Consider the following 15,231-nt stretch of genomic DNA (forward strand, 5'->3'; position numbering starts at 1 on the left):
GGTCAGCGTCGATCGACGATTTCGCCCTCGATCACCCCTGTTTCGGGATGATGCTTGTCGAGCCAGCGCTTGACGATCCTGAGATTGCGCGAGTTCGATCGAAAGGCGAAGTCGAACAGATCGCCGACCAGCGGCACGGCACCGACCAGGGCGTCGAAGCCGACATTGCTGCCCATCCGGACGAGATGCCATTTCGGCATGCCCAGGTTGCGGGCCTCCCAGACGATCCATGCGCCCATCGCCGTGGTGACGAGGTCCCCGACGACGGGCACCAGACCGACCACGGCATCGAGGCCGATCCGATAATTGGTGCCGGGGAGGACGAAGGCGCGCTCCAGCAACAGCTCCATCGCCTCGACCCTTTTGCGCACGGAGGCCGCGTCGCGGCCGATCGGCAGCTGTGCAGCGAGGGTTTCGAACTGGTCCTGGCGCATCGATCTTCCTTCCGTCAGGGCTGATCGCGGATCAAATCGAGCGCATGGTGGCGCGCGAATGGATTGGCGCGAAAGCCGGTCAGTCGCGGCGACACGAGCGACCAGCGGATCGGTGACGCCAGCGGAATGAACGGCGCATCGTCGGCAAGGATCCGATCGGCAGCGGCAAGAAAGCTTCGCCGGCTTTCCGCGGTGGGGGCGAGGCGAGCGCCGGCCATCGCGCCATCGGCTTCGGAATCGCAGATTGGGCTCGCCGCACATTCGAAATGGCGAAGATACCAGCTGGCGAGGCCGACCGGCGCGACTTCGTCGATCAGGCGCAAATCGGCATCCTTCGTCTCGGCATCGACCCGCTCCGCGGCCACGCCGATGGCCGCCCAGTCGCGCCGCAGATGGGCGAACAGCAGGCGGTAACCAGGGCGATCCGGCAAGGCGACGCGGATCCGCAGCGGTCGCGGCAGGGCGGCGGCCGCGATCGTTCGCGCGGCCAGTGCCCGCCGCTCGCCCAGGGGCAGGGCTGTCCAGGCCGGTGCGGCCGGTGCCAGGCCTTCCACTCCGGCCGGCAGCATCGTCTCGCGGGGGGACAGACCCTGGATGGCGAGACCACCGACGAGGGCCTGGCGATCGATCGCCATGCTCAACGCCTGCCGGACTTCGGCAGTCGAAAGCGGACCTTCGATCGAGACGACCTCGAGGCCGAACAGGCCGTTGGTCGGATCGAAGACGAGTGCATTGGAGGCGACGCCTGCCTGACGCGCAAGCGGAAGCTCGCCGAGCGTTCCGCCGAGGACGACATCGGCATCGCCGGCGACGAACCGGGTGATCGCCATCGCGGCGCGCGTGCCCGAGAGGATGATCGGCGTGTGCCGAACCGGGCCGCCGCCATCTTCCTCCTCGTCGTTGCGCGGCAGAGTGAGCAAGGTGCCGCCGTCGGGGCGCGGCGCGGCGACATAGGGGCCGGAGCCCTCGCGCTTGCGGAGCACCGCCATCTCCGGCTGTGCCAGCAATTGCAGGAAGTTCGGGCGCGGCGATTTGAGGCTGATCTCGATGACCTCGTCCGTCATCGCCTCGATCTCGTCGATCGCGCCGAGAATCGGCTTCAGCGGATTTTCGCTGCCGCGGGCACCGGCGGCGCGCAAGCGTGCGGCGACCTGCTCGGCAGTGATCCTGCTGCCATCATGCCATTGCAGCCGCGCCAAGCGAAAAGTGTAACGAAGGCCGTCATCCGAGACGATCCAGCGTTCGGCCAGGGCCGGCTCGATCTCGCCGGCAGCATCGAAACGCACCAGCCCCTGGGCGACGCTTTGCAGCAGGAAGGCGGAGGGCGCGTCGAGCGGCTCCGAATTGGGATCGAGCAGCCGCGGCGGGCCGCCGATGCCGACCGCCGAAAGCGGGCCGGTCTCCTCAGCCCGGCAGCCGGCCAAGGCCAGGATCACGGCCAATGCCGCGCTGCACGCTCTCCGGTCTACCCTCATCGCCGGACCGATAGCGCAGCCTGCGCGCGATTATTAGAGGCCTCGTGCACCCGGATCATGGCTAACATTTCATCAACCATGTCGCTTTATATCTCCTCCGTAACGACGGAACCGGACTCGGCCCGAGCCGCGGACCGCCGTGTGGGGGAAGATATGAGCACCAAGGCCAAACGTGCGCCGCGCGGCGCGGCAAATGCCGATGCGGTTGTCGTCACCGAGGAGGAACTGCGACAGCGCCGACCGATCTCCGTCTACCGCGCGGCCAAGCTCGCGTCGGGGCGCGGGGAACATCTGTGCGTGGTGAAGAGCATCTCGTCGCGCGGCTTCGTTGCCGAGAGCCATGCGCGGGTCGCCCCGGGCGAGCGGGTTCGGATCGAGCTCGACGACCGGATGATTGCCGCGACGATTAACGCCTTGGAAGCCCGCGGCATCGCCGCAGCCTTCGACGAAACGATCGACGTCCAGGCGTGGCTCGGCGCAGAAGGAACGCAGCACCGGCGGACGGCACCGCGCATCGCCATCGATGCGCGCGCTCGCCTTCAGATCGGCAGCCAGTTGCTGTTCGTTCGCGCCCGCGACATCTCGCAGGAGGGGCTTGGTGTCGAAACGCAGGACATGGTGATGGAAGGCGACGAGCTGATCGTCGGGCTGCGCGGCTGGCACGGTCTGATCCCCGGCGCGATCACCCGCATCGATGGCGATTTCGCCGGGATCCACTTTCTTCAGCCGCTGAGCTTCCAGGCTCTGTCCGAATGGCTGGGCTCGTACGGCGGCAGCGCGTCGGCGGCAACCAGCGGCAGCGCTGCTTATGAGAGCGCGCGCCCCTGATCTTAAGACGGTAGGAACGGATCGCCGCCGGCCGCGGTTGGGGCCGCACGGAGGACGATGCCATGAACGATGAGACGCAGACGGAACCCGATCCCGACGATCAGACCGCCGTGCCGCAGCCCGACGCCGAACGCGAGGCGATGGAGCGCGCCCAGCGAGAGGCGGCCGAGGAAAGGAGCAGCGAACGTGGCTATCAATGAGCCCGCCGATCCGACGCGCGGCACCGGACCCGACAAGATCACGGAGAGCGTGTCGCCCGATCTGCAGGCGCCGCCGGGCGCACTCGCCAATGAGGGAAGCCGATCGGGAACGCCCGATCCGGCACGCGGTGGCTGCCTGAAGTTCGGTTGGGGCTGCCTGCCGGTGCTGCTCGGAGTGATGTTGATCCCCGCCGGCCTGTTCTTCTGACGTTACGGCGGCTGGAGGCTGGGCCGTTAGTCCCTCTGTGCGAATGCGCCTGCCGGCACGGGACATACGGCCTCATATTGGTCTGCGGCGATCTTCAACAGCGGATTAGCCCCGGATTCGCGTCGGTGCTGCAGCGCGCCCATCGGGGCGAGGGCTTCCGCCGGCGGTGGCACCTGCCAGCAAACCAAGTGGGCGTCTGATCTGGTGCGGACGGCGGGACTCGAACCCGCACGCCCCGAAGGGCAGAAGATTTTAAGTCTCCGGCGTCTACCGGTTCCGCCACGCCCGCACGGGCCCCCTGTGCCGCGCGGCGGCACGGAGAGGCAAGAGGTTTCGGACGAACAGGGGCCAACCGGCGAACCGCCGGCGCGCAGCTTACTCGGCGGCCTGGACGGCGCCCAGGTTCAAGCGCTCGCGCATTTCCTTGCCGGGCTTGAAATAGGGCACCCGCTTGGCGTCGACATCGACGGTGTCGCCGGTGCGCGGGTTGCGGCCCTTGCGGGCGTCGCGCTCGCGGGTCGAGAACGCACCGAAGCCGCGCAGTTCGACGCGGCCGCCATGTTGCAGCTGGTCGATCACGGCATCGAAGAACGCCGAAACCACACGCTCTATTTCCTTGCCCGTCAGATCGGGATGGTCGTCGCAGAGTTTCTGGACCAGCTCGGAACGGATCACGGGCTTCCCCCAAATAAGTTTTACACGCGGTTGTCGTCGGGCGGCGTCGGGACCCCTTCCGGAACCGCTGATCGAAGTTAAACAGGAATTCTTTCGCAAACGCAATATCCGCAACCGCGTAAGCTCTCGAAAAGTCGCGCTTTCGCCCCCGACTGGCGCGATCGCCCAGATTCGGGTCGGGATACAAAAAGGGCAGGCGGTCCGAGAACCACCTGCCCCATTCGCTTCGGTGCCGGGCCGGGATCGGGCGGCGCCCGATCCGGAACCGGATGTGGCCTTAGCGGTCGCCCTTGAGCTTCAGCGCTTCGCCGAGGATGTCGCCGAGCGACGCACCCGAGTCGGACGAGCCGTACTGCGCAACCGCCTGCTTCTCTTCGTGCAGCTGAAGCGCCTTGATCGAGAAGTTCGGCTTCTTGGAACGATCGAAGCCGATGACCAAGGCATCGAACTTCTGGCCGACCTGGAAACGCTCCGGACGCTGCTCGTCGCGGTCACGGCCGAGATCGGTGCGCTTGATGAAGCCGGTCGCACCGTCGTCGCCGACCTGGACCTCGAGGCCGCCGTCGCGGACTTCGAGAACGGTAACGGTGACGGTCTCGTTCTTGTTGACGCCGCCGGACGCGCCGCCCTTGGCAACGCCGCCGCGCTCGAGCTGCTTCATGCCGAGGCTGATGCGCTCCTTCTCGACATCGACGTCGAGAACCACGGCGCGGACGGTCTCGCCCTTGCGGTGCAGGTTGAGCGCTTCCTCGCCGGTGACGCCCCAGGCAATGTCGGACATGTGGACCATGCCGTCGACGTCGCCGTCGAGGCCGATGAACAGGCCGAACTCGGTGGCGTTCTTGACTTCACCCTCGACTTCGGTGCCGACCGGGTTCTGCTCGAAGAAGGCAGACCACGGATTGGCCTGGGCCTGCTTGAGGCCGAGGCTGATGCGGCGCTTGTCCTCGTCGACTTCGAGCACCGCGACGTCCACTTCCTGCGAGGTGGAGACGATCTTGCCCGGGTGGACGTTCTTCTTGGTCCAGCTCATTTCCGAAACGTGGACGAGGCCCTCGATGCCGGCTTCCAGCTCGACGAACGCACCATATTCGGTGATGTTGGTCACGCGGCCGCGGAACACGCCGCCGACCGGGTACTTGGCGCCGGCGCCTTCCCAGGGATCCGCCTCGAGCTGCTTCATGCCCAGGCTGATGCGCTGGGTGTCGCGATTGATGCGGATGATCTGGACGCGGACGGTGTCACCGATGTTGATGACTTCCGACGGATGGTTGACGCGCTTGTAGCTGATGTCGGTAACGTGGAGCAGGCCATCGATGCCGCCGAGGTCGACGAACGCACCGTAATCGGTGATGTTCTTGACCACGCCTTCGACCACCTGGCCCTCGGCGAGGGACTGGATGAGGCCGGAACGCTGCTCGGCGCGGGTCTCTTCCAGAATGGCGCGGCGCGACACGACGATGTTGCCGCGGCGGCGATCCATCTTGAGGATCTGGAAGGGCTGCGGGATGTCCATCAGCGGGGTGACGTCGCGGACCGGCCGGATGTCGACCTGGCTGCCCGGCAGGAAGGCCACGGCGCCGCCGAGATCGACGGTGAAGCCGCCCTTGACGCGGCCGAAGATGACGCCTTCGACGCGGTTGCCGGCGGTGAATTCGGTTTCGAGCTTGTCCCAGGCGGCTTCGCGGCGGGCGCGATCGCGGCTGAGCATGGCTTCGCCCTGGTGGTTCTCGACGCGGTCGACATAGACTTCGACCTTGTCGCCGACGTTGAGCTCGGCCTTCTGGCCGGGCGCGGCGAACTCGCGCAGGGGAACGCGGCCTTCGGACTTGAGGCCGACGTCGATCACCGCATGATCATTCTCGATCGCGGTGACGGTGCCGGTGACGACGCGGCCTTCGAAGCCTTCGTTCTCGCCGCCGAGCGTTTCGTTTAGGAGGGCCGCGAAATCGTCGCGGCTGGGCATTGCCGTAGTGGCCATGTTTTCAGTCTTCCTTCGTGTTTGTTTTGCCGGCCGCCGGTTGTCTCCGACGGTCTTTTGACCCGACTGCCGCAACGACCCCATGCCGATGCGGCTGTCCTGGCGGGCGAAAAGGCGCTTGCGAAGCGGCGGGTGGATAAGCAAAAACAGCGCGATCAGGGCGGGCCTCTCGCCGCACCCCACGCGCTTATCCAAAACCGAGACTCCGCAGGCGCTTAGGCCCGCTGGACGGGGCGCATATAGAGGAGTGCCGGCAAAGGGGCAAGGGACCTTCTCGCCGGAAGCGCAAGCTCTTCTTCTTGGGCGGAAAAAGCGGCTGCGGTGGGCCGCCGAACTTGACGTCGCAGCATCGCTCGTCGACAGTCCCCGGCAGGAGAGGGAGGCTTCTTGGCCAGCCTGTTATTGAACGATGTAGGCAAGGCCTATGGCGCCGTGCCGGTGCTCGACGGCGTCTCGCTGGCGATGGACGGGCGCGAGTTCATCGCTTTCCTGGGTCCCTCGGGTAGCGGCAAATCGACTCTGCTGCGGATCATCGCCGGTCTCGAAACTGCCGACCGCGGCGAGGTGTGGCTGGAGGGCAGGCGCATCGACACCTTGCCGCCCGGCGATCGGGGCGTGGCGATGGTGTTCCAGCATTATGCGCTCTATCCGCACATGACCGTATTCGAGAATATGGCATTCGGGCTGAGGAATGCCGGCGTGCCGCGCCCGGAGATCGCCGTCCGGGTCGCCGAGGCAGCTCGGATCCTCGAGATCGAGAGCCAGCTCGACAAGAAGCCGGGCCAGCTTTCCGGCGGCCAGCGCCAGCGGGTCGCGATCGGCCGAGCTATCGTCAAGCAGCCGCGCCTGTTCCTGCTCGACGAGCCATTGTCGAACCTCGATGCGGCGCTGAGAATGCGCACCCGCGTCGAGCTCGCCCAGCTGCGCCAGCGGGTCGATGCGGCAGTGATCATGGTCACTCACGATCAGGCCGAGGCGATGACCCTCGCCGACAGGATCGTGGTGATGGCGGATCGGCAAATCCAGCAGGTCGGCGCGCCAATGGAGATATACGCGCGCCCGGCGAACAGCTTCGTCGCGCGCTTCGTCGGCGCACCGGTGATGACGCTCGCGCCCGCGGCCCTGATCGACGGCACCGGATCCTATGCCCGCGTACGGCTGGCCGGAGGCTTCGAAGTCGACACCCGCGTTCCGCGCGGCGGGCTTCCGGCGGAAGGCGCGTATCAACTCGGCCTGCGCCCGGAGCACGTCCGGGTTTCCCCTGACGAGCCCGGCACGCTCGCCGCGAAGGTGGAGCTGGTCGAGCGGCTCGGCGACCGCACCTTCGTCTATGCGCGTGCGGACGACCACCTGCCGATTACCGCGGAGGATCGGGGAGACAGCCGGGTACGGATCGGCGACGCGATCGGGCTGCGGATCGACGGTGCCGCTGCCCATCTGTTCGATGCCGACGGCGTCGGACATCATGCGGAGGCGGCCGGCTGATGGGGCGGAGCGCGCGGTGGACCGGGCTCGCATTCGTCGCGCCGTTCCTGATCCTCTACGTCGTGATCCTCTTCTACCCGTTGCTGATGGGGATGGGCATCAGCCTCCATCGCGCAGACCTGTTCGGTGCCCGCACCTTCGTCGGCTTCGACAATTATGTGCGGCTGTTCGGCGATCCGATCTTTCATCAGGCGCTGGGCAACACCTTGCTGCTGACGCTGATGATCGTGCCGCCGCTGACGGCGATCGCGCTCGGCCTGGCGCTGGCGCTCAACCGGCCGACCCGTTCGGCGGCCTGGCTGCGCGGCCTGTTCTTCTCCTCTTCGGTGCTGTCGGTGACGATCGTCACCTTGATCTGGCGCTTCATCCTCACTCCCGACGCCGGCCTGGTCGCGGAGATACTGGAAGCGGCAGGGCGCCCGCCAATCCCGTTCCTCAGCGATCCCGAGCTTACCATCCCGGCGCTCGCCATCACCACCATCTGGTGGTCGATCGGCCTGCCGATGATGCTCTTCCTCGCCGGGCTGCAGCAGATCCCGGCCGACATCTACGAAGCAGCCGCGCTGGACCGCGCCGGACCCTGGACTCGCTTTCGCCGGATCACCCTGCCGTCGCTGCGCCGAACCCTGATCCTGGTGGTGATGCTGCAGACCGCAGCGCAGCTTCAGCTGTTCGGCCAGGCGCAATTGCTGACCGCGGGCGGGCCGAGCGGCGCCTCCCGCCCGGTCGTCCTCTTCATCTACGAGGTGGCATTCGTCCGCTGGGAACTCGGCTATGCTTCGGCTGCGGCAGAGATGCTGTTCCTGCTCGTGCTCGCGGCGACCCTGCTGCAATATTGGGCGGTGCGGCCGCGGGAGGAGGGATGAGCGCGCACCGTCTGTCCCCGGTCGCCTGGATCCTGGTCCTGCTCGGCGCGGCGATCATGGCCGCGCCCCTGCTCTGGACCTTGTTGCTCTCGTTCAAGGCCAATGGGGAATTGATGCGCGACAGTGCGGCCGCATTCTCCGCGCCTTATACGCTCGAAAACTACCGGGCGATCCTGCAGGGATCGTCGCTTCTGCGCTGGCTGGCGAACAGCCTGATCGTGTCGCTCGGCACCACGGCCGGGATGCTGGTTCTCGCCTCGCTCGCCGGCTACGGTTTCGCGCGGATCGATTTTCCCTTTCGGCGTACGCTGTTCGTATTCGTGCTGCTCGGGCTCGCGGTTCCCGAACAGGCGGTGATCCTGCCCCGACACCAGCTGTTCGCAACGCTCGGCCTCCACAACAGCTACACCGGGCTGATCCTGCCCGGCCTGGTCGGCCCGTTCGGCGTCTTCTTCATGACCCAATATTTCCGGGCGATCCCAAAGGAGCTGGATGAGGCGGCGCTGCTCGACGGCGCCTCTCGGCTGACGATCTTCTGGCGGGTGCTGCTGCCGCTGACCTGGCCGGCGCAAGCGACCTTGGGAGTGTTCACCTTCCTCGGCTCCTGGAACGATTATTGGTGGCCGTTGATCTCGGCGACCCGCAGCGAGCGCTTCACCCTGACCATCGGCCTTGCCTCGTCGCAGATGAACTATGCGCAGACGAGCGGGCTCGGCTTCCTGATGGCGCAGGCGGTGTTCGCGTCGATCCCGATCCTGATCGTCTACATCGTGTTCCAGAAGCAGATCGTGCGGGCAATGGCGGGCACCGCGGCGCGATGATGCGGCGAACGCTTTCTGCGCTTGCGCTCGCCGCCGCGCTCGCCGGCTGCAGCAGGGAAGAGGGCGAGGGTCGCGGCGAGGGACGGCCGGACATCTACGTTCAGCGCTTCTTCGGGGAATGCGGCGCGCTTTACGGGCGCACCATCCAGATCGGATCGGCGGAAGGCGAATGCGGGATCGTTACCGCCCTTTTCAACCGCTTCGGGGCCCAGAATCGCGACATCGGGCTGGACGTCAACGTCGTCGCCTGGCCTGGTTATGCGCAGCTCGCGGCGCAAATGGCCGCCGGCGATCCGCCCGATCTCGTCACCATGCACCAGGGCGTCATCTCCGACTATCAGTCGCGCGGCCTGCTCGAGCCGATGGACTCCATTTTGCGCGAAGCGGGCATTCGCCCCGAGGATTTCACCGACGCGGCCCGGCGCGGAGTGACAAAGAACGGGATTGTCTACGGGCTGCCCTGGGACACGGTCGGCGGGCTCTATCACGTCAATACGAAGCTGTTTGCAGCGGCGGGTCTGATGAACGGGGGCAAGCCGGTTATTCCGGGTTCGGCGGCGGAGCTGCTCGACCAAGCCCGGCGCTTCAAGGAGGCGACGGGCAAGCCGTATTTCGTCCAGTCGCAGGTCAACGATCCCGCCACCCATGTTCGCAATCTCTACTCCTTCCTGCTAGCCCAAGACGCGAACTTCTACCCGGACGGGCACCATATCCGGCTCCGCACGCCGGAAGCGAAACGGGTGGTGGAGCTGTTCCGGACACTGGAGAGGGAAGGGCTCACCACCCGCAACCAGGACAACCCCGCCGCGATCGCGAGCTTCATCAACGGGGATGGCGGCGTGTTCCTCACCGGGACCTGGATGATCGGTCCGTTCGAGCAGGAAGCGGAGGCCAAGGGACGCCCGCTCTCCGGTGCCTATGCAGTGGTGCCCTATCCGCGCCTGTGGGGTCACGCCGCCGCCTTCGTCGACGGCCATGCCTGGGTGATGCCGAAGCGCAAGCGCAGCCCGGAGCAGCATCGGGCCTTGGTCCGCCTGTTCCGGTTCATGGCTGCGCACAATTTCGACTGGGCGCGTACGGGGCATATCCCGGCGTTCAAGGCAGTGGTCGAAAGCCCCGCTTTCGCCGCGCTTCCCCACCGCGGCGACATCGCGCCGCTGGCCCGCATCGGGGCGCCGCTTCCCGCTTACGTCAGGCGGCAGGGGGCGATCGAAGGACTGGTGGGCGAGGAGATCGCGGCCGCCGTCGCCGGCACCAAGCCGGTCGACCAGGCGCTTGCCGATGCCGAGCGGCGGGTCAACGAGCTGCTCACCAACGCAGATTGAGCGCGTTTCCGCAGGAGCCCTTCGTTGCCGCCCGATCAGCTGACCGCACAGGTGCGAACATCGGTCGCGGCCAGCGGCGCGTTGTTGGAGATGCTCAGATCCGTCCGGTCGCGGACCAGATAGGCTGTTTCCGCCTTGAGCACGCGCGCGCCGAAGAAGGCGTTGGAGATCAGCGGCTGGTAATTGTAGGTCAGCTCGGCGACGATGATCGCGTTACCGCTGGGGGCTACCAGGGATCTGGTCCTCCCGACCCCCTGAAGAGTCGCATCCGTCTTTCCGGCGTCCTGCGCACCATATTTGGATGGGACATAGGTGCCGTTCACCTTGAGATCGCCGATGCAGCGCTGCCAGCGGATCCACTGGCCTGTGCCGCCGGCGTTCAGCTGGACGGACGACAGGATCAGTCGACCGTTTTCGGCGAATTTCATCTGCTGACCGGTGACCTTGGCGGCGGTAAGGATCTCGACGAGATCGGTTTCGTCGATGGTGCTGCGCACGCGCGCGGCCGCATCGGCGCTGACCGCGGCAAGCTGGTTCACCTTTTGCTGCTGAACGGCCACCCACGCGATTTCCAGACCGTACATCGAAATCATCAGCACGATCGGCAGCGACATCGCGAATTCTACGAAGGCAAGGCCCGACTCCGAGCTGCGGAGCTTGCGCAGCAGGGTGGTCAGCCGAAAGCCGGCGCTCGTCACGAGCACGTCACCGGGTTTCCGGCGGCGGCGTCGACGCAGCAATTCTTGATCGCCTTGTCGGTACCCGCTGCGAACGGCTCGTTCTGCAGCGTGACCTCGGACGAGAGCGAGACCGTGCGGCTCTTGGTCACGAACTTGGTGATGAACGGGAACAACGTATTGTACGTAACGCTCACCCGATAGTTGATGATGTCGTCCGCGCCGCCAAGGCCCTCGGTTCCGGGATCCGTATCCCAGGTCCGGTTCTGGTTCTCGTCGTCGAAGCAATAAGGCGGGCTTGCGCCGCCGCTGGTCTTGCGTTCCGGCTTACGGATCTGACTCGCCTTATCATAAGACATCTTGTTGATGACGATGTTCGAACCGCTGACGATGGAGACTTGCCGTCGCACCATCGCGTCGATCTTGGTTCCGTTGATTCCGGTGATCGCGACGTCGCCGGTTGTTGCCATGCGCGCAGCCTGCTTGAGCGCGCCGTCCATCGATGCCTTGACGAACATGCTGAGCCCGAACTCGATGCTGCCCAGCACCAGGGTCAGCATCGGGATCGAAATCAGCGCGAATTCGACGATCGTGACGCCGCGCTCATCGCTGCGGAGCTTCTTGAAGAAGGTCATCTCGAAAGCCTCAGCGGACCGATGTTCTTGCCGATCTCGACGAAGCGCCTGATCAGCGCATCGGAGCTTGTCGCCATGGAGAATTGATCGGGGTTGGACGCGCAGTTTCTCAGCGCTGCCGTGTCGCCTGAGGTGCCGAACTGGATCGTCCAGATCGAGACGTCGCGCGCCTTGGCGGCGTTACATGCCATGCTGAAGCGTTTGAGGTGGCGCCCATTGTTGTCGCCGTCCGAAGTGCCGCCGACCCGGCCGTCCTTCACCTCGTAGCCATAGGCGGAATACTCGCCGCGCGGCGTGTTCATCTCACCGTCGGTCATGAAGATGATGAACCGCTGCACCGGCCGCCGGTTGAAGACCGTCGGATTGTCGCCACCGAACACGCCATTGCGCGAAATCATCCGTGTGCCCCAGATCATGCCGATGTCGATATAGGTCGTACCCGCCGGGTTCAGCGCATTGACCTTGTCGTTCATCTGGCTGCGAGTCAGCTCGGCGAGCAGCGTCGCCTGAGTCGGGCACTGCCAATTGACGTTGAAGGTCGAGCCGCTCTGGCCTCTCGTCGGAAAGCCCGAATAAGGCTTCCACTTCGTCTGGTTGTCCGCGCTCGGAATCATGTCGATGTCGAGATCGTAGGCATCGGCCGGCGCCCCGTCGCGCGTATCGTTGGCCGTGATGCCGTTCGAAGTCTTGCGTTCTTCGATGCATCCCGCCCATTTCTCGGTCGTGTACGGGAAGTCGCCTGTTCCCGCGACGAAGTCCGGAAGATCGACCGGAACAACCTTGTTCTGGCTGTATACCGTCGCGTAATAGGGAACCTGGCTGGTCTGAATGTAATTCGAGTTCAGCAGTTTGCCGACATTGACCGTCTGCGAGTAGGGCACGATGCCGTAGCGGAGGCGCAGTCCCTGGCTCTTCAGCGTCGTCTGCGCTTCGGCGAGCTGATCGTACAGCGCCAGCACGGCAGAGCGAAGTCCCTGGATCCTGGTGCCAGCCATCGACCCGGTGGTGTCGAGGACGAGCATGATGTCGAGATTATCGAAATTCTGCTTCGCTTCGCTGGTTGCCGTGATCGGATAGGATCTAATCCCGAACAGGCGCATGAAGGTCGCCGGGATGGTGGTCTCCGCCTTGACGCTGACGGTGCCGACATCGGGCTTCGTGATCGTGGTGACCACCGGCGTCGTCTCATTGTAGCCGGCCGGGAAATTGAAGGTGATGTAGGAGCGGGCCGCCGGCTTGGCGGTCTCGATGTCGTCGTTCGTCATCGCACGGCGGCCGGCGAGGGCCGCGGAATCGACGGCTTCCTGCAGCTTGCTCTTGGTCATGTAGATGCGGGCGGTGTCGACACCCGAACCGATCGCGGCGATGATCGGCAGCATCGCCGCCGCCATGATCGGCAGCGCGTTGCCACGATCCTGCTTCAGGCGCGGCAGCAGGCGGTTCAAACCCATCCGTTTCATCCCAGTCGCTCCTCCGCGGCGTAATCGCGGCCGCGGCTGCCAGATGCGGTCGCACCGGGCAGTTTCGCATCCAATCCTTACCGACTCCCTACCAAGCCGGACTCGGAGCCGCTTCTAAACGGCGGAGCGTTTCAGAGGCGTAAACGACGCCTCATGAGGAATGATCTACGTGCGGGAGGAAAGGCCTGGAGCGACCGGCGACTGGTCAGGCGCGGGCGCGCCTCTCGACCGCGGCGATCGCCTGCGCGATCGCCTCTTCAATGCCGAGCATGCTGGTATCGAGCCGATGGGCATCTTCGGCCATCACCAGCGGCGCTGCGGCGCGGTTGCGGTCGCGGGCGTCGCGGGTCTCGATGTCGGCAAGCACATCCGGGAACGGGATCGGAATGCCGAGCCGGGCGAGTTCGTCGAAGCGGCGGCGCGCCCGGACCTCGGCCGATGCGGTGACGAACAATTTGGCGTCCGCCTGCGGCGCGATCACGGTGCCGATGTCGCGTCCGTCGAGCACCGCGCCGCCGGGCTGCGCCGCAAAGTCGCGCTGGCGCGCGATCAATGCGGCGCGGACGCCGGGATAGGCCGAGATGCGCGATGCGATTCCGCCCGTCGCCTCGCTCTTGAGCTCCGGGTCGTCGAAATCGATGCCGGACAGCGCGCATGCCTTAGCCGCCTGCGCCGCGTCCGCCGGGTCGCCGCCGGCACGGAGCAAGGCGAGGGCGGCGGCCCGGTAGAGCAGGCCGGTGTCGAGGTGGGGCAGGCCGTAGTGGCGGGCGATGGCGCGGGCGATCGTACCCTTGCCGCTGGCCGCCGGCCCGTCGACCGCGACGATCATGCGGCGAGGCTTTCGATCGTGTCGAGGAAGGGCGGGAAGCTGGTCGCGACCGGCGCCATGTCGTCGACGCCGATCGGCCGCTCGGCATGTAGGCCGGCGATGGCGAAGCTCATCGCGATGCGGTGATCAAGCTGCGACAGAATGGTGCCGCCGCCGCGCACCGGCGCGCCGCCATTGCCCTCGATGGCGAGCCCTTCAGGGCTCTCCTCGGCGCGGACGCCGATCGCCGTTAGGCCGGAGGCCATGGCGCTGATCCTGTCGGATTCCTTGACCCGCAACTCGCCGAGGCCGTCGGCGCGGCTGGTGCCTTCGGCGAAGGCGGCGGTGACGAACCAGATTGGGAATTCATCGATCATCGAGGGCACCAGGCGATCGGGCACGGTGACCGCACGGAGCCGCGAATGGCGGACACGAAGATCGGCGACCGGTTCGCCATCCGCGTCGCGAGGATTTTCGAGGACGAGATCGCCGCCCATCAGCTGCAGCAGCTCGAACAGACCGGCGCGGAGCGGATTGACCGAGACGCCCCTGATCAGCACGTCCGAGCCGGGGACGATCAGCGCCGCCGCCGCGAGAAAGGCGGCGGAGGACGGGTCGCCGGGAACGGTGACCGGGCGCGCCTGAAGCTCGGCCTGGCCGCTCAGCGATATGTCGCGGCCGCCATCTCGTTCCTCGACGCGGATGTTGACTCCGAAATGGCGAAGCATGCGTTCGCTGTGATCGCGGGTCGGGATCGGCTCGAACACCCGGGTGACGCCCGGCGTGTTGAGACCGGCGAGGAGCAGGGCGGATTTCACCTGCGCGGACGCGACCTGAAGGACGTGGCTGGCAGGCGCGGCCGGCGACAGCCCGCGCACGGTGAGCGGAAGGCGTCCGCCGGGCGCGCCCGTGAATTCGGCGCCGATCTTGCGCAGGGGATCGATCACCCGGTTCATCGGCCGCTTAGACAGGGAGGCGTCGCCGACGAAGGTGGCGGTGATCGGATGGCTCGCGACGAGCCCCATAAGCAGACGCGTCGACGTGCCGCTATTGCCCATGTCGAGCGCGGTCTCGGGCTGAAGCAGGCAGCCCGTACCGACGCCGTCGACCTCCCAGGCGCCATCCGCAGTGCGGTTGATGGTCGCGCCCATTGCCCGCATCGCGGCGGCCGTCGACATGACGTCGCCGCCGCCCGACAGCCCTTCGATGCGGCTGCGGCCGCGGGCGAGCGCCGAGAACATCAGGGCGCGGTGCGAAATCGACTTGTCGCCGGGGACGGTGGCGACGCCCTTGAGCGGGCCGCGGGGGCCGAATTCCATCGGCTGGGGATCTTCATGGTGCATGGCGGGTTGG

Annotated in this window: 16 protein-coding genes and 1 tRNA gene; 7 read left to right on the plus strand and 10 right to left on the minus strand. The window is 66.3% G+C overall.

Going from position 1 to position 15,231, the window contains the following annotated elements:
- Window positions 1-2: 2 nt before the first annotated feature.
- Both ETR14_RS19745 and ETR14_RS19750 read right to left on the minus strand, forming a co-directional pair.
- The gene (locus ETR14_RS19745) at window positions 3-434 is read right to left on the minus strand and encodes a DUF4112 domain-containing protein (RefSeq protein WP_129387911.1); all 432 of its coding nucleotides are present in this window, start codon (window positions 432-434) and stop codon (window positions 3-5) included.
- A 14-nt stretch (window positions 435-448) separates the two neighbouring features.
- Complete coding sequence (locus ETR14_RS19750) at window positions 449-1,870, minus strand: ABC transporter substrate-binding protein (RefSeq protein ID WP_165356534.1); 1,422 nt, start codon at window positions 1,868-1,870, stop codon at window positions 449-451.
- A gap of 192 nt (window positions 1,871-2,062) precedes the next feature.
- Here ETR14_RS19750 and ETR14_RS28515 point away from each other — a divergent pair, with 192 nt between their 5' ends.
- The 3 genes from ETR14_RS28515 (at window position 2,063) to ETR14_RS19760 (ending at window position 3,145) form a co-directional block, all read left to right on the plus strand.
- Window positions 2,063-2,737, plus strand: coding sequence for a PilZ domain-containing protein (locus ETR14_RS28515; RefSeq protein WP_165356535.1), 675 nt, complete (start codon window positions 2,063-2,065; stop codon window positions 2,735-2,737).
- Between the two features lie 62 nt (window positions 2,738-2,799).
- Complete coding sequence (locus ETR14_RS28520; protein WP_165356536.1) at window positions 2,800-2,937, plus strand: hypothetical protein; 138 nt, start codon at window positions 2,800-2,802, stop codon at window positions 2,935-2,937.
- Window positions 2,924-3,145: a hypothetical protein gene (locus ETR14_RS19760; RefSeq protein ID WP_129387914.1), complete on the plus strand. Its 222-nt coding sequence runs from the start codon at window positions 2,924-2,926 to the stop codon at window positions 3,143-3,145. Before ETR14_RS28520 ends, ETR14_RS19760 begins: the two co-directional genes overlap by 14 nt.
- 202 nt (window positions 3,146-3,347) lie before the next feature.
- Here ETR14_RS19760 and ETR14_RS19765 read toward each other — a convergent pair.
- The 3 genes from ETR14_RS19765 to rpsA all read right to left on the minus strand — a co-directional run bounded on the left by ETR14_RS19765 (window position 3,348) and on the right by rpsA (window position 5,801).
- Window positions 3,348-3,434 (minus strand) — tRNA-Leu (locus tag ETR14_RS19765).
- Between the two features lie 86 nt (window positions 3,435-3,520).
- Window positions 3,521-3,820, minus strand: a complete 300-nt coding sequence (locus ETR14_RS19770; protein WP_106512911.1) for an integration host factor subunit beta — start codon at window positions 3,818-3,820, stop codon at window positions 3,521-3,523.
- 277 nt (window positions 3,821-4,097) lie between these two features.
- Window positions 4,098-5,801 (minus strand): 30S ribosomal protein S1, encoded by a 1,704-nt coding sequence (gene rpsA, locus ETR14_RS19775; RefSeq protein WP_233222154.1) that lies wholly within the window; start codon window positions 5,799-5,801, stop codon window positions 4,098-4,100.
- 387 nt (window positions 5,802-6,188) lie between these two features.
- Here rpsA and ETR14_RS19780 point away from each other — a divergent pair, with 387 nt between their 5' ends.
- From ETR14_RS19780 to ETR14_RS19795, 4 genes are read left to right on the plus strand one after another with little or no spacing between them, the layout of a single operon-like run.
- Complete coding sequence (locus tag ETR14_RS19780) at window positions 6,189-7,286, plus strand: ABC transporter ATP-binding protein (RefSeq protein WP_129387915.1); 1,098 nt, start codon at window positions 6,189-6,191, stop codon at window positions 7,284-7,286.
- On the plus strand, window positions 7,286-8,152 hold the full coding sequence (locus ETR14_RS19785) for a carbohydrate ABC transporter permease (protein WP_129387916.1): 867 nt from the start codon (window positions 7,286-7,288) through the stop codon (window positions 8,150-8,152). Before ETR14_RS19780 ends, ETR14_RS19785 begins: the two co-directional genes overlap by 1 nt.
- Window positions 8,149-8,973, plus strand: coding sequence for a carbohydrate ABC transporter permease (locus ETR14_RS19790; protein ID WP_129387917.1), 825 nt, complete (start codon window positions 8,149-8,151; stop codon window positions 8,971-8,973). The genes ETR14_RS19785 and ETR14_RS19790 overlap by 4 nt, the downstream gene beginning before the upstream one ends.
- Window positions 8,970-10,298, plus strand: coding sequence for an ABC transporter substrate-binding protein (locus ETR14_RS19795; protein ID WP_129387918.1), 1,329 nt, complete (start codon window positions 8,970-8,972; stop codon window positions 10,296-10,298). The genes ETR14_RS19790 and ETR14_RS19795 overlap by 4 nt, the downstream gene beginning before the upstream one ends.
- A gap of 35 nt (window positions 10,299-10,333) precedes the next feature.
- Here ETR14_RS19795 and ETR14_RS19800 read toward each other — a convergent pair whose 3' ends face one another.
- From ETR14_RS19800 to aroA, 5 genes are all read right to left on the minus strand, one after another.
- Window positions 10,334-11,002: a TadE/TadG family type IV pilus assembly protein gene (locus tag ETR14_RS19800; RefSeq protein ID WP_129387920.1), complete on the minus strand. Its 669-nt coding sequence runs from the start codon at window positions 11,000-11,002 to the stop codon at window positions 10,334-10,336.
- Window positions 10,993-11,610, minus strand: a complete 618-nt coding sequence (locus ETR14_RS19805) for a TadE/TadG family type IV pilus assembly protein (protein WP_129387922.1) — start codon at window positions 11,608-11,610, stop codon at window positions 10,993-10,995. The genes ETR14_RS19800 and ETR14_RS19805 overlap by 10 nt, the downstream gene beginning before the upstream one ends.
- Complete coding sequence (locus ETR14_RS19810) at window positions 11,607-13,070, minus strand: pilus assembly protein (protein ID WP_129387924.1); 1,464 nt, start codon at window positions 13,068-13,070, stop codon at window positions 11,607-11,609. Before ETR14_RS19810 ends, ETR14_RS19805 begins: the two co-directional genes overlap by 4 nt.
- Window positions 13,071-13,275: 205 nt before the next feature.
- The gene (gene cmk / locus ETR14_RS19815; protein ID WP_129387926.1) at window positions 13,276-13,899 is read right to left on the minus strand and encodes a (d)CMP kinase; all 624 of its coding nucleotides are present in this window, start codon (window positions 13,897-13,899) and stop codon (window positions 13,276-13,278) included.
- A complete protein-coding gene (aroA, locus tag ETR14_RS19820) occupies window positions 13,896-15,221 on the minus strand; it encodes a 3-phosphoshikimate 1-carboxyvinyltransferase (RefSeq protein ID WP_129387928.1) in 1,326 nt (441 codons plus the stop codon). The genes cmk and aroA overlap by 4 nt, the downstream gene beginning before the upstream one ends.
- Window positions 15,222-15,231 lie beyond the last annotated feature (10 nt).

The sequence above is a fragment of the Sphingosinicella sp. BN140058 genome (genome assembly GCF_004135585.1).
Taxonomy (GTDB): Bacteria; Pseudomonadota; Alphaproteobacteria; order Sphingomonadales; family Sphingomonadaceae; genus Allosphingosinicella.